Origin of the sequence: Polyangium sp. 6x1, from assembly GCF_029946515.1 — a bacterium.
Taxonomy (GTDB): domain Bacteria; phylum Myxococcota_A; class Polyangia; order Polyangiales; family Polyangiaceae; genus Polyangium.
This window is the reverse complement of record NZ_JARZHH010000008.1, coordinates 127767-148604: the sequence shown is the minus strand read 5'-3', so window position 1 is coordinate 148604 and position 20838 is coordinate 127767. Positions and strand designations below refer to the sequence as shown.

21 protein-coding genes are annotated in these 20838 nt (G+C 69.0%); 15 read left to right on the top strand and 6 right to left on the bottom strand.

Annotation, left to right across the window (positions count from 1 at the left end; genetic code table 11):
* Window positions 1-34: 34 nt before the first annotated feature.
* The 5 genes from QHF85_RS11130 to QHF85_RS11110 all read left to right on the top strand — a co-directional run bounded on the left by QHF85_RS11130 (window position 35) and on the right by QHF85_RS11110 (window position 6359).
* Window positions 35-298 carry a chorismate mutase gene (locus tag QHF85_RS11130; RefSeq protein ID WP_281327104.1) on the top strand — a complete coding sequence of 88 codons (264 nt, stop codon included), beginning with the start codon at window positions 35-37 and terminating at the stop codon, window positions 296-298.
* Window positions 299-343: 45 nt separating this feature from the next.
* Window positions 344-679 carry a YciI family protein gene (locus QHF85_RS11125; RefSeq protein ID WP_281327103.1) on the top strand — a complete coding sequence of 112 codons (336 nt, stop codon included), beginning with the start codon at window positions 344-346 and terminating at the stop codon, window positions 677-679.
* A 3-nt stretch (window positions 680-682) separates the two neighbouring features.
* Window positions 683-1999, top strand: a complete 1317-nt coding sequence (locus tag QHF85_RS11120; RefSeq protein ID WP_281327102.1) for a globin domain-containing protein — start codon at window positions 683-685, stop codon at window positions 1997-1999.
* A gap of 50 nt (window positions 2000-2049) precedes the next feature.
* Window positions 2050-5007, top strand: coding sequence for a DEAD/DEAH box helicase (locus QHF85_RS11115; protein ID WP_281327101.1), 2958 nt, complete (start codon window positions 2050-2052; stop codon window positions 5005-5007).
* Window positions 5008-5123: 116 nt separating this feature from the next.
* Window positions 5124-6359 (top strand): hypothetical protein, encoded by a 1236-nt coding sequence (locus QHF85_RS11110; RefSeq protein WP_281327100.1) that lies wholly within the window; start codon window positions 5124-5126, stop codon window positions 6357-6359.
* Between the two features lie 159 nt (window positions 6360-6518).
* Here the strand turns inward: QHF85_RS11110 and QHF85_RS11105 are convergent, their stop codons facing one another.
* The 4 genes from QHF85_RS11105 to QHF85_RS11090 form a co-directional block, all read right to left on the bottom strand.
* Window positions 6519-7211: a hypothetical protein gene (locus tag QHF85_RS11105; protein ID WP_281327099.1), complete on the bottom strand. Its 693-nt coding sequence runs from the start codon at window positions 7209-7211 to the stop codon at window positions 6519-6521.
* Window positions 7212-7228: 17 nt separating this feature from the next.
* The gene (locus tag QHF85_RS11100) at window positions 7229-7780 is read right to left on the bottom strand and encodes a hypothetical protein (RefSeq protein ID WP_281327098.1); all 552 of its coding nucleotides are present in this window, start codon (window positions 7778-7780) and stop codon (window positions 7229-7231) included.
* Between the two features lie 119 nt (window positions 7781-7899).
* Window positions 7900-8436 (bottom strand): hypothetical protein, encoded by a 537-nt coding sequence (locus QHF85_RS11095; RefSeq protein ID WP_281327097.1) that lies wholly within the window; start codon window positions 8434-8436, stop codon window positions 7900-7902.
* Between the two features lie 23 nt (window positions 8437-8459).
* Window positions 8460-9692 (bottom strand): penicillin-insensitive murein endopeptidase, encoded by a 1233-nt coding sequence (locus tag QHF85_RS11090; RefSeq protein ID WP_281327096.1) that lies wholly within the window; start codon window positions 9690-9692, stop codon window positions 8460-8462.
* Window positions 9693-9784: 92 nt separating this feature from the next.
* On the opposite strand from QHF85_RS11090, the gene QHF85_RS11085 reads away from it, so the two are divergent.
* From QHF85_RS11085 to QHF85_RS11045, 9 genes are all read left to right on the top strand, one after another.
* On the top strand, window positions 9785-10546 hold the full coding sequence (locus QHF85_RS11085) for a CoA transferase subunit A (protein ID WP_281327095.1): 762 nt from the start codon (window positions 9785-9787) through the stop codon (window positions 10544-10546).
* 4 nt (window positions 10547-10550) lie between these two features.
* Entirely contained in the window at window positions 10551-11228 is a 678-nt protein-coding gene (locus tag QHF85_RS11080) for a CoA transferase subunit B (RefSeq protein WP_281327094.1), read from the top strand.
* Window positions 11229-11238: 10 nt separating this feature from the next.
* Entirely contained in the window at window positions 11239-12102 is an 864-nt protein-coding gene (gene accD, locus QHF85_RS11075) for an acetyl-CoA carboxylase, carboxyltransferase subunit beta (protein ID WP_281327093.1), read from the top strand.
* A 10-nt stretch (window positions 12103-12112) separates the two neighbouring features.
* A complete protein-coding gene (locus tag QHF85_RS11070; protein WP_281327092.1) occupies window positions 12113-13435 on the top strand; it encodes a folylpolyglutamate synthase/dihydrofolate synthase family protein in 1323 nt (440 codons plus the stop codon).
* A 62-nt stretch (window positions 13436-13497) separates the two neighbouring features.
* Window positions 13498-14892 (top strand): Si-specific NAD(P)(+) transhydrogenase, encoded by a 1395-nt coding sequence (gene sthA, locus QHF85_RS11065; protein WP_281327091.1) that lies wholly within the window; start codon window positions 13498-13500, stop codon window positions 14890-14892.
* A 111-nt stretch (window positions 14893-15003) separates the two neighbouring features.
* Window positions 15004-15786 (top strand): alpha/beta fold hydrolase, encoded by a 783-nt coding sequence (locus tag QHF85_RS11060; protein WP_281327090.1) that lies wholly within the window; start codon window positions 15004-15006, stop codon window positions 15784-15786.
* The gene (locus tag QHF85_RS11055) at window positions 15783-16784 is read left to right on the top strand and encodes an STAS domain-containing protein (RefSeq protein ID WP_281327089.1); all 1002 of its coding nucleotides are present in this window, start codon (window positions 15783-15785) and stop codon (window positions 16782-16784) included. Before QHF85_RS11060 ends, QHF85_RS11055 begins: the two co-directional genes overlap by 4 nt.
* A 13-nt stretch (window positions 16785-16797) precedes the next feature.
* The gene (locus tag QHF85_RS11050; RefSeq protein WP_281327088.1) at window positions 16798-17907 is read left to right on the top strand and encodes a hypothetical protein; all 1110 of its coding nucleotides are present in this window, start codon (window positions 16798-16800) and stop codon (window positions 17905-17907) included.
* A gap of 13 nt (window positions 17908-17920) precedes the next feature.
* Window positions 17921-18922, top strand: a complete 1002-nt coding sequence (locus QHF85_RS11045) for an LLM class flavin-dependent oxidoreductase (RefSeq protein ID WP_281327087.1) — start codon at window positions 17921-17923, stop codon at window positions 18920-18922.
* Between the two features lie 54 nt (window positions 18923-18976).
* Here the strand turns inward: QHF85_RS11045 and QHF85_RS11040 are convergent, their stop codons facing one another.
* Both QHF85_RS11040 and QHF85_RS11035 read right to left on the bottom strand, forming a co-directional pair.
* The gene (locus tag QHF85_RS11040) at window positions 18977-19321 is read right to left on the bottom strand and encodes a hypothetical protein (protein ID WP_281327086.1); all 345 of its coding nucleotides are present in this window, start codon (window positions 19319-19321) and stop codon (window positions 18977-18979) included.
* Window positions 19322-19529: 208 nt separating this feature from the next.
* Window positions 19530-20054, bottom strand: a complete 525-nt coding sequence (locus QHF85_RS11035) for a hypothetical protein (RefSeq protein ID WP_281327085.1) — start codon at window positions 20052-20054, stop codon at window positions 19530-19532.
* On the opposite strand from QHF85_RS11035, the gene QHF85_RS11030 reads away from it, so the two are divergent.
* Entirely contained in the window at window positions 20044-20667 is a 624-nt protein-coding gene (locus QHF85_RS11030) for a hypothetical protein (protein WP_281327186.1), read from the top strand. The genes QHF85_RS11035 and QHF85_RS11030 overlap by 11 nt on opposite strands.
* The last annotated feature ends 171 nt before the right edge of the window (window positions 20668-20838 follow it).

Here is a 20838-nt window from a genome sequence, read left to right as displayed (position 1 = left end):
CACGCGCGCGAAGCGGATGTACGCTCGTCGCGCCATGCCTCCTGCCGAAGTCAGCGAGACCCGCAGAGCCCTGGACGAGCTCGACCATGCGCTGCTCGACCTCGTCGCGCGGCGGAGGGCGCTCGTCGGCGCGTTCTTCGTGAAAAAGCGTGCGCTCGGCCTGCCGCTCGTGGATCCCTCGCGCGAGGCCGAGCTCCTCGCGGATCGGCGCGCGTATGCCGAGCGCCTCGGCGTCCCGGCCGAGCTCGCCGAGGTGATCTTCCGGGCCATCCTCGAGGACAGCCGTTCCCGGTCGTAGGTTCGAGTGGATTTATCGCGCAACGATGGACATGATGCGAGCGCCATGAGCGAGCAAGCAGCCTCCCAGCCCACGAACAAGTGGATTTACATGGTCCGGGCCGTGCGCTCGGACCTCTTGCAAACCGGCCCCACGGAGACCGAGATGGCCACACTCGGCCGGCACGGCGCGTACCTCGAGCAATTGAAGGCGCGGGGCGTGCTCGTCTTCGTCGGCCGCACGCTCACGACGGGCCCGGAGACGTTCGGCATGGCCGTCGTCGAGGCGGAGGACGAGGCCGCTGCGCGGGCGATCGTCGACGCCGATCCGGTCGTGTCGGAGGGCCTGATGCGCGCCGAGTTATATCCCTTTTTCATCGCCGGCATGCGCGCGGCGGGCTGAACCATGAGCCGCAAGACCCTCTCGGCCGAAGCTGTCGCGATCGTGAAGGCGACGGCCCCTGTCCTCGCCGAGCATGGCGCGACGATCATTCGTCATTTCTACCGCCATCTGCTCCAGGCTCACCCCGATCTCGAGCTCTTGTTCAACCCGGCCAACCAGGGCACGGGGGAAGACAAAACGCGCGGCTCGCAGCAGGAGGCGTTCCGGGGGGATTTCTTCGGCCGAGAGGGCGCCCCGGGCGCGGCGCTGACGAACGCTTTGCAAGGCTCCCTCACGAGCCTCGACGACCTGCCCGCGCTGAAGGCCACGGTGATGCGCATCGCGCACCGGCACGCCGCGCTCGACGTCCGGCCCGAGCATTACCCGATCATCGGGCACTACTTCCTCGCCTCGGTGAAGGCCGTCCTCGGCGACGTGGCGACGGACGAGATCATGGAGGCGTGGCGCGAGGCGTATGGCGTCCTCGCCGATCTGTTCATCGACGTCGAGCGCGACCTCGTGCGGAAAAACGCCCGGACGCCGGGCGGCTGGGAGGGGTTCCGGCCCTTCGTGGTCCGGCAGAAGGTGATGGAATCGGACGACGCCGCGTCCATTTATCTCTCGCCCAAGGACGGCGGCCCCCTGCCGCATTACGAGGCCGGCCAGTACGTCACGTTTCGCGTCGAGGTGCCCGGGTATGCACGCGCCGGCGGCAGCACGGTGTATCGCAATTACTCGCTCTCCACGGCCCCGGGGAAAGGGTATTTCCGGGTCACGATCAAGCGCGAGCCCGGCGCGAAGGGCAACCCCGACGGCGTCTGCTCCCGGTTCTTCCACGACCACGTGGGGGAAGGGGACGTGCTCGACGTCTCCACGCCGTTCGGCGAGCTCACGCTCGTCGACTCGCCGCGCCCGCTCGTCTTCATCGGCGCGGGCATCGGCATCACGGTGATGTTCAGCCTCTTCCAGAGCGCGCTCGATCGCGGGATCGACCGGCCGATTTACTTTTTTCAGATGATGCGCGACGGCCGGCACCACCCGCTCCGGCGTGAGATCGAGGCGCTCGCGCGGCGCCACCCGAACGTGACGCTCCACCGCTGCTATTCGCAGCCCTCGGCCGCGGACGAGCCTGGGCGTGATTACGAGACCCGGGGCCGGCTCGGGCTCGGCACGCTCGCGCGGAACCTCCCCGGGAACGATTGCGAGTTTTATTTCACCGGCCCGATTCCCTTCATGCGCTCGATCCGCGGGGCGCTGCACGTCTTCGGCGTGCCGGCCGATCGCGTCCACTACGAATGCTACGGGCCTCACGGAGCGGAGATCGAGGCCGACGTGCGCTGACATGAGGGGAGGCGACACGCGCGCCGTCCCGTGCTACCGCTCCCGTCGTCATGGACTCGCTCCTCCAGGCGGTTCGTAGAGCCTGCCCGCCCGGTCTCTGGTCGAAGGGCGTCAACCTGGCCCGCGACGGCGCCGTGATCCTCGACAGGAGGACCGCCACCGAGCTCACCTATCGCATCCGCGTCCCCGGCGTCGCCATCGCGCCGACGGTCACGCTGTACGTCGCGGACGAGGAGTGGACGTGCGATTGCGGCGGCAAATTCGATCCCTGCCAGCACGTCGCCGCCGCCGTGATCGTCGCGGCCCAAGCCCCCGAGGGCCAGAGCCCTCAGACCGGGACGGAGTCCGGCCCGCGCGCCGCGCCCGCGCCAAAGCCCGCGCTCGGCAAGATCGAATACGAGTTCAGCCGCGACGCGGGCACGCTGTTCCTGGAACGCGCGGTCGTCTTCCCGGACGGCCGCCGCGAGCCTTTTCAGGGATCGATCACGAATCGCGTCTCGCGCGGGGATCTGCCGGTCTTGCCCACGCACGAGGACATCACGATCGACCGCATGTTCTCGACCTGGAAAGGCGGCGTCGTCCCGATCGCGCGCGTGCGGGAGCTCTTCGCGCTCCTGGAGAATGCGCCGAGCGTCCTCTTCGATGGTTTTCCCGTCCGCGCGAGCAAGCAAGCCGTTCGCCCCTCGGCCGTCGTGCTCGACGGCAAGAATGACGGCGTGCTCGTGCGCGTCGAGAAAGACCCGTCCGTCGACGAGGTCATTGCGCGCGGCGCCGCGCGCACGGGCGACGTCCTGCGCCCCCTCGGGGACACCTCGATCACGGGCGACGCGTGGGAAAAGCTGCCGATGGAGCGGCACGTCGCGAAAGAGGAGCTCGGCACGTTCGTCACGAAGATCCTCCCCGACCTCGACAAACACACGCGCCTCGTTGTGCGCACGCGCAGGCTCCCGGGCGTCGGCCGGAAGAGCCGCCCGCGCATTTCGATCGAGCTCTCGCAGGCCGGGCATACCCTCTCCGTGCTGCCGCTGCTCGTATACGGGGATCCGCCGGAGGCGCGCGTCGATCAGAATGTCCTCGTCCACCTCGGCGGAGCCGTGCCCATGCGCGACGAGGCCGAGGAGCGCCGGCTCATCGAGCGGCTCCGCGACGAGCTCAACCTGATCCCCGGCCGGCGCGTCGATCTCGATGGCGATGCCGCCTTGCGATTCGCCCAGAAGCTCAAGGGGTTCCGCGGCGGCGAGCAGGGCGAGACGCTTGGCGAGCTCTTTGGCAAGCGCCCGCTCGTGCCCCGATTCGACATCCAGGGCGACAGCTTCGACGTCGTTTTCGAATCCTTCGCCGAGGAGGGCGAGGGGGGCGGCGCGACGAAACACGCGAGCGGCGCGGCCGTCATTCGCGCGTGGCAGGACGGACTCGACATCGTCCCGCTCGAAGGCGGGGGGTTCGCGCCGCTGCCCTCCGATTGGCTCTCGCGGTTCGGCGAGCGCGTCGCCGATTTGCTCGCCGCGCGCGCGGAGACGGAGGACCAGACCATTCCGCCTGCGCTCCTGCCCGCGCTCGCGCGCCTCTGCGAGGAGATCGACGCCCCGCGCCCGCCGGGTTTTTCCCGGCTCGCTCCCCTGCTCGAAGGTTTTTCCGGGATACCCGAGACACCCTTGCCCGCCGGCCTCTCCGCCACGCTCCGCTCCTATCAGCGCCGCGGCATCGATTGGCTCGCGTTCCTGCGGGAAACGGGGCTCGGCGGGATCCTCGCGGACGACATGGGCCTCGGAAAGACCTTGCAGGCGCTCGCGGCCACGCGCGGCCGCGCGCTCGTCGTTTGTCCGAAGAGCGTGCTCTTCAACTGGGAGGCCGAGATCCGGAAGTTCCGGCCAAACCTCTCCACGGCCCTCTATCATGGCCCGAAGCGCGCGCTCGATTCCAAGGCGGACGTCACGCTCACCACGTATTCGATGCTGCGCATCGACGTCGAGGCGCTCTCGGCCGTGGAGTGGGACACGATCGTGCTCGACGAGGCGCAGGCCATCAAGAATCCCGACAGCCAGGTCGCGCGGGCCGCGTATGCGCTGCGCGGGAAATTCAAGGTGGCGCTCAGCGGCACGCCCGTGGAGAACCGGCTGGAGGAGCTCTGGAGCCAGATGCATTTCGCGAACCGCGGATTGCTCGGCGGGCGCGGCGATTTCAAGGAGCGTTATGCCGGGCCGATCGAGGCGGGCCACGCCGGCGCGGCCGAGCGGCTGCGCGAGCGCATCCGGCCCTTCGTCCTGCGCCGGCTGAAGCGCGAGGTCGCGCCCGAATTGCCGCCGCGCACCGACCGCGTGCTCAGCGTGGAGCTCGACGACAAGGAGCGCGCCGTCTACGACGCCGTGCGCGCGGCGACGCTGCACGACGTGGTCAAGCGCCTCGCCGAGGGCGGCAGCGTGCTCGCGGCGCTCGAAGCTTTGCTCCGCCTGCGCCAGGCCGCCTGTCATGCGGCGCTCGTGCCGGGGCAGGTGGCGAATGCGTCGTCGAAGGTGGAGGCGCTCGTCGAGGCGCTCTCCGACGCGGCGGCGGACGGCCACAAGGCGCTCGTCTTCTCGCAATGGACGTCGCTGCTCGACCTCGTGGAGCCGCACCTCGCGGAGGCAGGGATCTCGTTCAATCGCCTCGACGGTTCGACCGTGGACCGCGCCGGCGTCGTGAACGAGTTCCAGGCCGAAGGCGGGCCGCCGGTGATGCTCCTCTCGCTCAAGGCGGGCGGGACGGGCCTCAATTTGACGGCGGCCGATCACGTGTTCTTGCTCGATCCGTGGTGGAACCCGGCCGTCGAGGACCAGGCCGCGGACCGCGCGCACCGCATTGGCCAGGACAAACCCGTCTTCGTGTACCGGCTCGTCGCGAAGGATACGGTGGAAGAGCGAATCCTCGCGCTGCAGGAGAAAAAGCGGCTCGTGGCGGACGCGGCGCTCGGCGAGGCGGCGCAGGCGGCGGCGATTACGCGCGACGATCTGCTGGCGCTCCTCAGTTGATTGGTTGCCAACCGAGGTGGCCTTCTTTGCGCCCTCGGGTTGACACAGAAATATTACAAATCGTGAGGGATGTACGCGTTCGCTCACGGGCATACAAGTTGCCGCACGTGGCGGCCATGAAATGGCAATCGAGGCTTTTTCTTCTCGTGTCGGCGGGGCTCGTGGCGGCGGCGTGCGAGGGGACGGAGGCGGTGCCGATCACGCCGAGCTCGACGGAGCCGCTCACGTTGGAGGGGCGTTATGGCAAGGGGGAGCCGAACGTGTATGTGCTCGTCGTCGACGACGCGAATACCCCGGAGGCGGCCACGCTCCGGGCGCGCGCGGCGCAGGCCTTGCGCGGGAGCTTGCTCGCCCTCGTGGCGCGGCGGCGCGAGACCTGCGCGGGGACGCTCGATCCCGCAGAATGGCGCCCGGGCGACGATCGCGTGATCATCGTGCGTCCGAGCGCGCCGACGGAGCTTGCCCTCGTCACGCCCATCGATCGGCCGGCGCTCGCGTGGAAGACGATCACCTCGAAAGAGGAAGAGGTCGAAGCCGTCGTGGCCGCCGCGGCCGAGGCCATGGAGCAGCGGCTCGCGATACCTGGAGAGGTGTACCGGCCGCTCCGCGCAGCGAGCCGCGTGCTCGATCTCATGAAAGGATTGCAGGCGCCCGCGACCGACGCGGAGACGGCATTCGTCGCGTCGCTCGCCAAAGGCACGATCGCGTCCGTTTTCGTCGCGAGCACGCGGGACGACGAGGACGCCAAGTCCCCGCAGGAGCTTTTGCCGAACGAGGTGTCGTCGTCGGCGACGCACGTCGTCATGGTGAGCCCGTCGAACGCGGGGGAATTCGATTGTCGGATCCCGGATGCCGGCGATACGCGCCTCGAAGCGTGGGGCGATCTCCTCGGCTCGGTGGACTACGCATGGCCGTGCGACAACGAAGATACCTGGGACCACGTCCTCCACCCGGGGTTCATCGATTGTGGGCGCATCTGCCTCGAACGACCGATCAAGGTCGACACGAGCGGCGTGGCCGCGTGCAAGGTCTACGTCGAGCAGCCGGACCTCGGGCAATGCGATCCAGCGAATGGTTGGCGGGATCCGGACGGGAAGGAGACGCTCGTCGAGCGCATCGGCGAGACGCTGCGGCGCTGCGAGGTCGTGCAACACGAGGGCGCAGCGCTCGAAAATTGCCGGACCTCGCCCGATTGTCCCGGCTGTTCGAGCGGGTTCTGTGTGACAAACCTTTCCTTCGAGCATGTGAGCTGCGAGGAGGGGACGCACGAATGGCCGCTCCGTTTCACCGGCGGAGCGAGGTCGCAGCCGTATGGATGGATGGAGGTGACTTGCGACACGACGGCCGATTGACCGGCCTTCGTGCGCCGTGACAAGGCGCGCCTCCTCCCGGTAGGATGCCCCGCATGGAGACGAATCTGCGCGTGCGGCATCGGCGAGCGCGCTCGTGATCGATCTCGACCTGCAGGATTGGTTTGTCCTGTGGACGGCGTCGACGGGCTGGGGAGTACCTTAATCGCGAAGACCGGCGTGCGCGGCCGCTGCGGCCATCCACGCGACGAGCGCGAGCGCGGCGAGCTTTTGCAGCGTGGGGAGCAGCGCCGAGGTGATCTCCACGCCCGACGCCACGTGCGCCGCATACAGCGCGCCGTCGAGCGCCGCGAGGCCCGCCGTGAGGCCCGCGAGGCGCGCCGGCGCGCGGGCGGCACGTTTCGTCGCGAAGAGCCCGAACGTGGCGAGGCCGCCCGCGACGAGGCCCGGCACGCCCGCGACGAAGATGAGCAGCGGGTGGAGCAAGCCATAACGCTGCGAGGGCGCGAGCGGCACCGCAATCGCCGCGAGCGCGGAGGCGAGCCCGAGCCAGCGCACGAAGGCCGCGAGCCGCGCGCGCTCCGGAAAGAGCCGCGTGACGAGGAACCAGAACGGCAGCGTGGCGGCGGACAGGAGGATCATCCCGGCCTTGGCGAACGCGGCGCCCGGGTTCGTCTGCCCATTGAGGGCGCGCTCGGCCGTCAGGTCGCAGAAGAAATTACGGAAAAAGTCGTGCTCGGGGGAGGCGCGATCGAGCCACGTGCCGCCGGGATAGAGCGCCATGGCCGCGCCCATCAGCAGGAGGGACAGGACGACCGCGCCGATCACGAAGAGCGCCGCGGCGCGCGCGGCGGGCGGCGGAGCGGGGCTGTTTTCGGCAACGGGACGCGCCATTGCCGTCCGAGTCTACCTCAATCCTTCCGGCTGGGGCGACGCACGAGCACGAGGTGGAACGTGGCGCCGAGGTGGCGAATCTCGGAGGTGGTGACGGTCGCGGCGTCGGCGCGCTCGTGCGGCTCGATACGGCTCAGCACGAGCAGGCCCGCCTGGTGCGCCATGAGCAGCCGGTTCTTGAACTCGGCGAGCCCGAGCCCGGACGTCTCGCCGCGCTCCTCGAGCGATCGGAAGAGCGCGGCGATGAACACCTTGCCGTCGTCCCGACCCACGAAGAAGTCGTTCGCCGCTTGCACCACGCGGGCCGCGAAATCACGCGGCGAGAGCACGATGAGGGGCGGAGACGCGCCGCGGCGTCGCTCGTCGTCCCGCAGCTTGCGCGCGTGGGCGAGGAGCGCGGCCACGCCGTGCGGGGAAAGCTCGCCGAGCAGGGCCGACAGCTCGCTCGCCGGATCCAGCATCGGCGGCGGGACGCTCGCGCGCGGCGGCGCGATCGAGCCCGACCTCTGGGCACGCATCTTCGTGCTGCTCTTGCGCTTGGGAAAGGGGCTGAGTCGACCCGGCGACATGACCGGTCAACCTACCAGCGACCGCCTGTTCGGTGCAACAGGCCTTTTCCAGGTCTTGGGCGAAACGTGGGAGCGTGAACGAACGGGCGCTTTTGTTGTTTCGCGCGCTCTCGCCGCGCTCATCCACACATGGGGATCGTGGTGCAGATCGAGACGTCCATCTGGCCGGTATAATGGGTTCCGTTTGGCGTGACGAACCCATATTTGACATGGGCCTTGTCCGCGCCGACCGTGACGACCTCGACCGAGGCGCTCTTCGGCACGTCGGTATTGCCGCCGACGCCATCCGCGAACCACCAGGCCTGCACCTCGTTCGTGGGCATGGCGCCGTTGAACGTCCACGATTGCCCCGGCGTGAGCATGGACGTGGTGCCAGGGTAGACCGCGAAGTGAAGCTGGGGCTCGGAGCCCGCCGTCTCGCCACACGTCGACGCCGTTCCCAGCGTGAACACGAGCCAGGGGCCGTCGTTCGGCGCGCAATCGTTGCTCACGACGCCCGCGGCGAGCAGGCTCATGGCCGGCCCGCCGCCGCCATTGCCGCCATTGCCGCCGTTGCCGCCGTTGCCGCCGGCGCCCTGCTGCACGTCGGGGCTCGAACACGCGGTCGCGAGGGCGAACGCGCCCAGCGCCGCGGCCAGGAAAATACCTTGTCGCATGAAAGAAGCTCCTCGGCGCGCGGTCACCGCGTGATGCGCGGCGCGCCTTCCTCGTCGACGGCGTCCTTCACGTCGGCCGTGTCGGATGCGGCCTCGTCACGCCCGTCGTCCGTCTTCGTCGCCTCGGCCCGCGCCGCGTCGCCGCGGCCGATCGAGGCGCCCGCGAGCGCCCACAACGAGACCGGGACGTCCGGGCCCGTCGTCGCTTTCGTGGCGCGGGAGAGATAAATGCCACCCGAGCGCTCGCCATTCTCGATGCGGGCCTCGGCCGTGCGGCGCGGGGCCGGGGCGGCGGCCGCGGGCGCCGCGCGGCGCTCCGGGGTCTTCACGCCGCGACGGCCCTTCTTCGCCATCTTGAGCCGCGCCTTGCTCGGCGCGTTCTTCGCGATCTCGACGCAGCTCTTCGTCATCGACGGCGGGCACGAGATACGCACGTGGAAATGGTCGTCGTGGGGCAAACCCCCCGTCGGCTGCATCATGACCTGCGCGGCCCGCACGTAGAGGGCGCGCGCGACGCCGCGCGAACGGGCGTGGGTGAGCAGCGCGTGCTTGAGCGGCTCGGCCACGAAGATGTGGCTCACGCGCGCCTCGCGATCGAGCAAGAGGTTCTGCAAGAAGAGCCAATTTCGCGCGACGTCGAAGCGGCTGCCCGGCACGCTCGGGGCCGTGAGCTTCTCGTCGACCTTCACGAACGAGGAGCGCAGCACGGGCTGTCCCTTTTCATTCACCAGGTAAAACCCGAGATCCGCGTCGCGGCCGCTCTCGTGGGAGTGGTGGTGCGCGAGCTCGCCGCCGTTCTTGCGCGAGAGGTCCCCGACGCCGAGGACGGCGCCCGGATGCTTCTTGTGCACGGCCTTCGCCGCGCGATCGATCGAGCGGACGAGGGCGGGCAGGCCCCAGCGGGTGTCCGCGTCCTTGTAATTGTAGGCCGGGACGACGCGCAGATAAGGCTTGTTCGTCGTATCGAGCCGAATGCCCCCTTCGAGGCGGCCGTCGTTGGGCGGGCCGACGGAATCGGCGCGCGGCGGCGGCTCGGGCTTCTTCTCCGGGGCCGCGACCTTGCCCACCCGTCCCGGGCGTGCCGTGGCCGCGGGCTCGGTCCTGGCGCGACGCGAAGCCCCCTGGGGTTTGTGCGCTGCCGTGCGTGCGGCCTGGGGGGCGGCGGGCGCGGGCGGCGCGGCTTCGGCGGGCGTCGTGGGCGTGCCGCAGAGCGCAATCGCGAGCGCGGCGGCGAGGGAGCGGAAGGGGCTACGCACGGCCCTGGGAATAACCTTCGGCGAAAGGCGTGGCCAAGTTCGAGGGATCCCGCTGGCCACCCGGGCGCGGCTCTGGTAGCACTCCCGGCCGTATGAACAAGGTGTACCAGAGCGCCCTCGACGCGTGCCGGGACATCCCCGACGGCGCGACGATCCTCGCGGGCGGCTTCGGCCTCTGCGGCATCCCCGAGAACTGCATCGCCGCGCTGCGCGAGCTCGGCACGAAGGACCTCGTCGTCGTCTCGAACAACTGCGGCGTCGACGATTTTGGTCTCGGCGTGCTCCTCCGGAACAAGCAAATCCGGAAGATGATTTCGTCCTACGTCGGCGAAAACAAGGAGTTCGAGCGGCAGTACCTCTCGGGCGAGCTCGAGGTCGAGCTCACGCCGCAAGGCACGCTCGCCGAGCGCATCCGGGCCGGCGGCGCGGGCATTCCCGCGTTCTACACGCCGACGGGCGCGCACACGGCCATCAGCGAGGGCGGCCTGCCGGTCCTCTACAACCCCGACGGCTCGGTGAAGAAGTACTCCGAGAAGAAGGAGATCCGTTCCTTCAATGGTCGGGATTACGTGCTCGAGCCTGCGATCCAGGGCGACTTCGCGATCGTGAAGGCCTGGAAGGGCGACCGGTACGGAAACCTCGTCTACCGCAAGACGGCGATGAACTTCAACCCGATGATGGCGACGGCCGCCAAGGTGACGATCGCCGAGGTCGAGGAGCTCGTGGAGGTCGGCACGCTCGATCCGGACACGATCCACACGCCCGGCCTCTACGTGCACCGCGTCGTGGTCGGCGCGAAGTACGAAAAACGCATCGAGCGCAGGACCGTCCAGAAGCCCGAGGGAGCGAAGTAGGAAGATGAGCCTTTCGCGAGAGCAGATCGCACGCCGCGCGGCCGGAGAGCTCCGTGACGGCTTCTACGTGAACCTCGGCATCGGCATGCCGACCCTGGTCGCGAACTTCATCCCGAAAGGGATGGACGTCGTGCTTCAGAGCGAAAATGGCCTGCTCGGCATCGGCCCCTACCCGGTGGCCGGCAAGGAGGACCCGGACCTCATCAACGCGGGCAAGGAGACGGTCACGATGATGCCCGGCTCCGCGACGTTCTCCAGCGCGGAGAGCTTCGCCATGATCCGCGGCGGCCACATCGACCTCGCGATCCTCGGCGCGATGGAGGTCTCCGAGAAGGGCGACCTCGCGAACTGGATGATCCCGGGCAAGATGGTGAAGGGCATGGGCGGCGCGATGGATCTCGTCGTCTCGGCCAGGCGCGTCGTCGTGATCATGGACCACGCCGCGAAGAACGGGTCGCCCAAGATCCTGCGCCAGTGCGGCCTGCCGCTCACGGGGCGGGGCGTGGTGCACCGGATCATCACGGATCTCGCGGTCATCGACGTGACGCCCGACGGGCTCGTCCTGCGCGAACTCGCGCCGGGGATTTCCGCGCGTGAAGTGCAGGAGAAGACGGAGCCGACCCTCAAGGTTCCGCACGACGTGAAGGAAATCGAGCTCGACGGTGGGGGTTTGGGGGCGTAGCGGCGTCGCAATGAGCTGGCCAGACAAAACACCGCCCAGCGCAGGGGCAGGGGAAAAGCGTTCGATCGGCGCGGGTGTGTTCCGGCGCTGCGAGGGCTGCGGCGAGACCATCACGGCCGACGATCTCGCCGCGAGCTTCGAGGTTTGCCCGCGCTGCGGACACCACCACAAGCTCGCCGCGGCCGGCTGGCGCGCGCTGCTCTGCGACGACGGCGGACTCGAAGCATGGGACGAGCACCTCGTGCCCGACGACCCGCTCCGCTTCAGCGACGGCCGGACCTACAAGGAACGCGTCTCGGCCGCGCAGAAGAAGACCGGCGCGCGCGAGGGCATCGAGATCGGCAAGGCGAGCCTCGGCGGCCGGCCGATCGGGTACGGCGCGTTCGTCTTCGCGTTCATGGGCGGCAGCATGGGCTCGGTCGTGGGCGAGAAGATCACGCGCCTCTTCGAGCGCGCGGCCGAGGAGGAGCTGCCCGTGGTGCTGCTCTCGGCCTCGGGCGGCGCGCGCATGCAGGAGGGCATCCTCTCGCTCATGCAGATGGCGAAGAGCGTGGCGGCGCTCGAGCGCTTCCGGCAGCGCCGTTTGCCCTTCGTCTCGGTTCTCCTGCACCCGACGACGGGCGGCGTGGCCGCGAGCTTTGCGTTCCTCGGCGACGTCAACATCGCCGAGCCGAAGGCCCTCATCGGCTTCGCGGGGCCGCGCGTCATCGAAAACACGATCCGGCAGACCTTGCCGCCCGGCTTCCAGCGGGCGGAGTTCTTGCTGGAGCACGGCATGATCGACGCGATCGTCTCACGCCTCGAGATGAAGCAGACGATCGGCGTGTTGCTCGATCATCTGCAGGACGGCCGCGCCGCTCGGACCCCACGCTGACGCTGATCGGATGACATCTGCGCGCCTGATCCCTCTCGTCGACGACCTCATGCGGCGCGCGGGCCGGGGCATGTCGCTCGGGCTCGACCGCATGCACGCGGCGCTCGCGGCGCTGGGAAACCCCGAGAAAAAGCGGCAGTTTTTCCACGTCACCGGGACGAACGGGAAGGGCTCGACGAGCGCGATGCTGGAGTCCATCGCGCGGGAGGCGGGCTTCCGGACCGGGCTCTACACCTCGCCGCACCTCTGCCGGTTCGCCGAGCGGATCCGGGTAAACGGCGCGCCGATCTCCGACGACGAGCTCGCGGACGCGCTCGAACGAGTGATCGCGGTTGCGCCCGAGGGGGTCACGTTTTTCGAGGCGATGACGCTCGCGGCGTTCGTCGCGTTCGACGCGGCGGACGTCGAGGTCGGCGTGATCGAGGTGGGGATCGGGGGGCGGCTCGACGCGACGAACGTGCTCGAACGGCCGCTCGGAACGGCCATCACGTCGGTCGCCCTCGACCACACGGCGCTGCTCGGCGACACGCACGCGGCGATCGCGCGGGACAAGGCGGGCCTGTTTCGGCGGGACGTGCCGGTCGTGCTGGGGCCGCTCGACGACGAGGCGCTCGCAGCCGCGCTCGAGGTGGCGAAGGACGTGGGCGCGCGGCCGATCCTCCGGGTGGCGCGGCCGGGCGAGGTGGCCTCGGATGCGGGCGGGGTCATCGTGTTCGAGGCGCGGGCGCTCCCGGATGGACGGGCGCGGATCGAGCTGCCGGGCCTGTGCGTCGAGACACACCTCGGGGTCGCCGGTTCGCATCAAATCGGCAATGCGGCGGTGGCGGCGGCGCTCACCGCGGTGAGCTCGATGCCCGCTTTCAAGGCGCTGCCGGGCCTCGTGGAGCGCGGCCTCGCCGCGGCGCGATGGCCGGGGCGGCTCGAACGGATCGACAAGGACGGTAAGGTCGTTCTCCTCGATTGCGCGCACAATCCGCACGGCGCGGCCGCGCTCGCCGAGCACGTGCGCTCCCTCGCGATTCCGCCCGAGCGGGTGGTGCTCGTCTTCGGTGCGCTCGCGGACAAGGCGTGGATGGGTATGCTCGACGTGCTGGCCCCGCTCGCCGATCGGCGCGTTTATGCGGAGCCGAAGGGCCGCGCGCCGGTGAAGGCGAGCGAGCTCGCAGCGCGTTTTTCCGGTGTCCCGGCGCCCGAGCCGCGGGACGCGATCACGCGCGCGCTCGCAATGGCGGCGCCGTCCGACCTGATCGTCGCGGCGGGGTCGATTTATCTCGTCGGCGAGGTGCGGGGCGAGCTCCTCGGTTTGGCCTGTGATCCCGTGGTCGCGCTCTGAAGGCGCGCGGCGGCTGGCCGCTTCGTTGCGAGTTTTGCCGGCCCGACGTACAGTGCGCGCCGATGAGCTCGCGATCGTTTGACGTCATCGTGATCGGCAGCGGCCCCGGCGGGGAAGGGGCGGCCATGAAGTGCGCCAAGGAGGGCCGGAGCGTCTGCGTGGTGGACATGCGCCACGAGGTCGGGGGCGCCTGCACGCACACGGCCACGATCCCCTCGAAGGCGCTTCGCCACGCGATCCAGCGCTTCGTGGAGATGCGCCACGTCCCGGGTTTCCGGGCGAGCCCCGACGCGCAGCCCTCGTTCGGCGACCTCACCCGCACGGCGAGCAGCGTCATCGCGCGCCAGACCGACATGCGGCAGACGTTCTACGAGCGGAACAAGGTCGAGGTCGTCGAGGGCCGCGCCCGTTTCCTCGACGCGAACACGCTGGAGGTCGGGCAGCCGAAGGGGGCGCTCGACATCCTCACGGCGAAGGCTTTCATCATCGCGAGCGGCTCGCGGCCGTATCACCCGCCGGACGTCGATTTCGATCATCCGCGCATCTACGACTCCGACACGATCCTCCGGATGGAGGAGATGCCGCAGTCGATGATCGTCTATGGCGCGGGCGTCATCGGATGCGAGTGGGGCAGCATGTTCCGCATGCTCGGCGTCAAGCTGAACCTCATCAATACACGCGACAAACTGCTGTCGTTCCTCGACGACGAGATCGTGGACGCGCTCGCGTATCACCTGCGCGACATGGGCTGCTTGATCCGGCACAACGAGGAATACGAGCAGGTCGAGGGCCAGGACGACGGCGTGGTCCTGCACCTGAAGAGCGGCAAGAAGATCAAGGCCGACGTCTTGCTCTGGGCGAACGGGCGCACGGGCAATTCGAATGGGATGGGGCTCGAAGCGCTCGGCATTCCCGTCGATTCGCGCGGAAACATCAAGGTGAACGAGGCCTACCAGACAGCCGTGCCGCACATCTACGCGGTCGGCGACGTGGTGGGTTTTCCCTCGCTCGCGAGCGCGGCCTATGATCAGGGCCGCTTCGCCGCGACGCACCTCGTCGAAGGCCGGCTCGAAACGAAGCTCGTGGAGGACATTCCGACGGGCATCTATACCTCGCCCGAGATCTCGTCGGTCGGCCGCACGGAGCGCGAATTGACGAAGGCGGGGATCCCCTACGAGGTCGGCCACGCGCAGTTCAAGTCGCTCGCGCGCGCGCAGATCACCGGGCGAACCGTGGGGATGCTCAAGATCCTGTTCCACCGCGAGACGCTGGAGCTGCTCGGCGTGCATTGCTTCGGCGACAACGCGAGCGAGATCATCCACATCGGCCAGGCGATCATGTCGCAGGAGGGCAAGGCCAACACCCTCCTGTATTTCGTGAACACGACGTTCAACTACCCGACGATGGCCGAGGCGTACCGCGTCGCGGCGCTGAACGGCTTGAACCGGGTGTTCTGACGCGGAGCACGACGTGCTCCTTGGTGGGGCTCTTCGCCAAGGTACGCGTATTCGTGCTTGAGTCGCGGAAGAGGGGTGCATAAGGTGTCTGCCGACCAGAGGAGGGCATCCATGCACGTCACGCAGGCGAACGACGGAATCAAGATTGCTTACCGCAGCTTCGGGGAAGGCCCCGAGGTGGTGTTCCTCGTCCACGGGTGGATGGTCTCGGGCGCGGTCCACGACGACCTGCTCGAGCACCTCGATCGCGACGGCCTGCGCATCCTCGTGCCCGACCTGCGCGGCGCGGGGCAATCGGACAAACCCGAGGCGGGCTACTCGATCCAGCGTTATGCCGACGATATCCTCGCGATCGCCGACGCCGAGGGGATCAAGTCGTTCACCGTCGTCGGGCACAGCATGGGCGGCCAGATCGCCCAGTGGCTCGCGGCCTATCATCCGGACCGGGTGAACGGCGTGGTGCTGCTCTGCCCGGTGCCCGCGAGCGGCGCGCCCCTGCCCCCCGAGGCGATCGGCCTCTTCTCGAGCGCCGGCGGCAACCGCGACGCGCAGCGCACGATCCTCGGCCTCGCCTGCAAGGAGCTCTCGCCGGCCTCGCTCGAGCGGTTGCTCGACGACGGCGCCCGCACCCTGCCCGAGGCCGTGCGGCTCTCGTTCGACGTCTGGCGGACGGGCGGGTTTGCCGATGCGCTCGGGAACATCAAGGCCCCGCTCCTCGTCGTCGGCACCGACGATCCCTTCCTCCCGCCCGCGGCGCTGCGCGGCGAGATCGTCGCGAAGGTCCGCGGCGCGCGCTTCGCGTACTTGCCCGGGCCGGGCCACTACGTGCAGGTCGAGCGTCCGCGGGAGACGGCTGCCTTGTTGCAAGCCTTCTTCTCCGCGCGCCGGCCGTGAGCCGCTCGCGTCGCGTCCGGACGCGGCTCCTCGCCGGCGTGCAAAGGCGCCGCGCGGGGCCGATCCGGGCGCGTCCGGGCGCGACGAGGGAGACGCCGGGGCTCGCGGCGCTGCTCGGTCTGCTCGCGCGACGCAGGGACGACGTGCTGGAGCGCGGCACGGACTGGGTCTTCGCGCTCGCGCCGGACCTCCAGGGCAGGAGGCCACGCGAGGAGACGCAGAGCCTCGTCGACCGGGTGATCACGACGAACCTCGCCGTCCTCGCGTCGGGTGATCGGGCGCCGCTGCGCGCGTTCATCGATTACGTGACGAGCCTGCGCGCGGCGAGCGAGTTCCGCGTCTCCACGCTGCTCCGCGGGTTTCTCTCGTTCAAGCGCGGCGTCGCGGTCGTGATCACGGAGGAGCGCTGGCCCGCGCGCGAGGCGCTCGCCGCGCTCGGGCTCGTCGAGGACGTCTATTACGAGGCCATCTTCGAGCTCTCGGACGTGTACGGCGAGAAGCTCGTGGGCTCGGTGGTGGCGCGCAAGCGCGAGCTCGAGGCCGAGCTCGGGGAGAAGCGCGCCGAGCTCGACGACAAGCTCGCCACGATCGACGCCCAGCGGAGCATGCTGCACGCGCTCTCCTCGCCGGTCCTCCCTGTGTGGGACGGGGTCCTGCTCCTGCCGCTCGTCGGCGAGATCTCGCCCGAGCGGGCCGAGCACGCGAAGAGCGTGCTGCTCCACGCGATCGGGACGCATCAGGCGCGCGTCGTGCTCATCGACGTGACGGGGCTCAGCGTGGTGGACGCGCACGCGGCGGGGGTGCTCGGCGCGATGATGCGCGCGACGGGGCTCGTGGGGGCCGAGGGCATGCTGGTCGGGGTGCGCGGCGACGCGGCGCGCACGTTCGTGGAGATCGGCGAGCTCTTCCCGGGCGCGCGGACCTTCGCGACGCTGGGCGACGGCCTCCGGCATGCGATCCGGCGCGTGCTTCATCTTTCGAAGGCGCGGTCCTTCTGATAAAACCCCGGCCGTGGCCCTTCCGCCGAACATCTGCCTGGTGAACGCTGCGCGCAGCCTTTGCGACGACGCGTTTTTTACGATTGCCTCGACCGCCCGCCTCGACGACGGCACCCTGCGTGCGCTCGCGAAGCGCCGCGCGCCCGTGCTTCAGGCGGCCGCGCGCGGGGCGCCGCCCGAGCACCTCGGCGCGTGGGACACGTGGGTCGTGCGGATGGCGGCGGCGATCGCCCCGATCCAGCCGCCGCGCTGGCTCGCGATGGCAGACGTGATCGACGAGGGGATCTCGCTCGAAGGCGGCGCGCGCGGCGTGCGTTCGCTCTTCACGACGAAGCCGAGCGAGAAGGACATCGCGCGGGTGAAGGCGTTCGGGGGGTTCGCGGCGCGCGCGCTCGCGGCGGTGCTCGGGGCGACGGGGACGTTCCAGATGGAGGCGAAGTCGCAGCGGGGCTGCTTCATCGCGTCGCTCGGTTTGCCGGAGGAGGACGAGCGGGCGCTCGCGAAGGAGGAGCCCGTGCGGGCCGAGGTGCTCGAAGTGCCGGAGGGGCTGCCGCCGAAGATCGCGCGCGCCGTGCTCCGGGGCGCGTTTTACGCGGCGATGCTGGAGGGCGTCGACCCGCGCGAGGAGCAGGCGGTGCTGGTGATCGGGAAAAAGACGTCCCTGCCGGCCGAGGAGGTCACGGCGGCGCACGGGGAGGCGCGGCAGCGCATCGAGGCGGCGCGGGCGTTCGGCGCGCCCTGCGTGGACGCGATTCGGTACGTGCTGGAGGGCGAGAAGGAGTCGAGCGACGAGCTCGCGGTCGCGGCGGCGCGGCTGACGCTCCCGATGAACCACCGGACCGAGGCGATCACGGCGGTGAACGTGGGCGGCAAGGTGGTGCTGACGAAGAAGCATTCACTCGACAAGAAGCAACGCGAGGCGGCGCTCGCGCTTTCGTGGGCCGCGGCGCTGCGGTCGGATCCTTCGTACGTGCGGAGGAGCGAGCTCGCCTTGCGGCACGACGCGGTGGCCGCGGACCTCGGCGACGAGGGGGCGGGGAGGGAGGCGCGGCGGGGCCTCGAAATGTTCATTGAGGACGAACTGCGCGCGCTCGTGCCGCTGGTGCCGCCGCCCTTGCCGTGATGATTGCGGTGGAATGATGGGAATTCCGCTTTCCGTGCTCGATCTGGCGCCCGTTCGGCGTGGATCCAACGCGAGCGAGGCCTTTGCCGAGAGCATCGATCTGTCACGCCACGTCGAGGCGCTCGGATACCAGCGGCACTGGTTCGCCGAGCATCATGCCATGCCGGGCATTGCGTCGGCGGCGCCTGCGGTGTTGATTGCCCGGATCGCCGCCGCGACGTCGACGATTCGCGTCGGCTCCGGCGGCGTGATGCTCCCCAACCACGCGCCGCTCGCCATTGCGGAGCAATTCGGCACGCTCGAAGCGCTCTTCCCCGGCCGCATCGACCTCGGCATTGGCCGCGCCCCGGGCACGGACCCGCTCACGGCGTCGGCGCTCGGCCGCGACGATCCGACGACGGGCGACGGCCTCCCCGCGATGCTCGACGAGCTCTATGGGTTCTTCCGCGGCAATTTCGGCGAGGATCACGCCTACCATGGCATTCGCGCCGTCCCGGCGCTCGGCCATGAACCGCCGATCTGGCTGCTCGGATCGAGCGGCTACAGCGCCAAGGTCGCCGGCCGGCGCGGCTTGCCCTTCGCGTTCGCCCACCATTTCAGTCCGGCCAACACGCTGCCGGCCCTCGAGCTCTACCGAAAGACGTTCAGCCCGTCCGCCGTGCTCTCCCAGCCCGAAGCGATGATCGGCGTCATTGCGATCGTCGCCGAGACGGACGCCGAGGCGCGGCGCCTCGCGCTCCCGAGCGCGCTTGCATTCCTGCGCGTGCGCCAGGGCAAACGCGAACCTTATCCGACGATCGAGGAGGCGGAGACGTATCCGTGGGCGCCGGAGGAGCGCGCTTTCGCCGAGAAATGGCTCGCGCAGAACATCGTCGGCGGCCCGGCGTCCGTGCGTGAGCAGCTCGAAAAGCTCCTCGATGCCACCCGCGCCGACGAGCTGATGGTGTTATGCGTGGTGCCGGATGCGGAGGCGCGCAAGCGCTCGTATACGCTGCTCAGGGAGCTATACGGCTGATTTCGCCGCGAGCGTCGAGGTGCGAGCGAGGTCTCGCACCTCCATTCGTCGAGCCTACGGCGTCACTTCTCGCGTCACCCTGGAGTCCCACGGGCACCAATGACAGCCCGGAAGGAACGCGCCGCAAGCTTCATCGAGGTGCTCGTCGACATACAACATGTTGGCATCACATACTTCGATCGCCATCGTGAAGAAGCTGATCGTGCTGGGATCGAGGTGAAACGAAAACTTCGGGTTGTAGGGCGCGGTTCTCTTTACGATCCGCCCATGGACATGCACCTCGTCCTTTTCCTCTCCAGAGATGATCCGGCGCGCCTTGGCGATCTGGTTTTCATCGGTGAGCTCGAAGATGAACTCCACCCCTGGCGAAGAAGGTTGGTTGAATGCAAAGTAGGCCATGACGTTTCCTTTCGCGGGGGCTCGCGTGTATTGAATGGGTGCTACGACCCCCAGTTCCACCCCCGGCCCCAGGTAGGTCGAAATTCCAGAGAAGTCAACGTTCATCATTGCGCGCTGAATTCGTGCTGGCGGACGCGAACTTCGTGCTCCCCTCTTGCGAAGGGAACACGAAAGCCCGGTTTGGCAGCCTGCGAATGCGGTGCGCCGTCTACCCGCCCACGTCCTCGCTCGTGCCCTTTGATGGCGCGCCCTTGCTCGCTTCCGCGCCTTCCTCGTTCTTTTTTCGCGTCGCGGCGGCTTTCGTGGCGATCCTCGACCGATATTCGATGGTCTTCTCGAAATGGGCCAAGAGGTCCGGTTTCTTCCCCCGCGTGCCTTTGTCCGCGGCCTTCCCCCCGATTTCGCTCAGGTCTTCTTCGCGGTTGTTTTCCAGCCGGCCTCGCGACTCGCGCACGACTTCCAGGGCTTTGAGGAGTTTTTCCTCCTGCTTGCGGAGCACGGCGATCCCGACCGTCGCGTCGAGGACGCGGGTGTACGCGCTCGGGTGAATCTCGGCTTCGTCGCCGTATTTGGGCATTGCGTGCGCCAGCTCGTCGAGCACGGGGTTGATGCCCTCCTGCTCGCCCCGCGCGCCTTTGAGAGCGTTCGGCGGGAGATCGACGAGGAGATGTTTCTGGTCGGTCAGGTCGATGGCCAAATCCCCCGTGTAGGGGGGCCCTTCGATGCGTGCCATGGTGGTCTCCTTGGTGGTTGCGCGCAGGAAGGTAACCAACAGCGTGCCGGATCTGTCAAGGACGAAGCAGGAAGCCGAGGTCGGGCTGACGGAGGCCGAGGTCGGGATGCTGGGAACCCGGGCGCGGTTCGTCGATGGCGCGGTCGGGAGGCGGGAGCCCGCGGTCGGGGTGCGGCGCTGCGAGGGCGGGGCGCCAGGGCCCGTAGGCGGGGTGTGTGGTCACGAGGGCGTGAGGATGGAGCCTGCGGTCGGGATGGTGGGGGCCGAGGTCGAGGTCTGCGCATCCCGAGGCGGGTTGCGGCATCCCGATGGCGCGGTGCGGGAAGCCGAGGTCGGGGTCATCGAGGCCGAGGTGGTGGTGGCGGAGGGGGATGGCGGGGTCGGGGTGTGGGGATCGACGACACTTACGATTGCCTCGAAAGTATCGTCAACGAGCGGTCTGCGACATTCAGGGCCATGTACAAGAAGCCCAATCATCCTAAAGGAAATCTGGAGCTCATCCGGTAGCGACCGCTCCACGTTCGTCTCTCATTTGTCGAATATCGGCAAAGCGACGCGAGCGCTCCTTCTCATCCCCATCACCGGGTTCACGCTCGGCATCGCGGCACCATGAACGCGTCACGTTGCTCCCATAGCCCCCGCGTTCGTCCCGGAACCAAAAGTTTGTCCCGGAGCTTGACCCCCGGGATTGTCCTTGGTAAGAAGTGTCCTCGGGAGGCCGGCGCAGATTCTGCGCCCTGGCCGGGTTTCCTTGCAGCATGTCGCGTCGGCCTCCCCCTTTTTC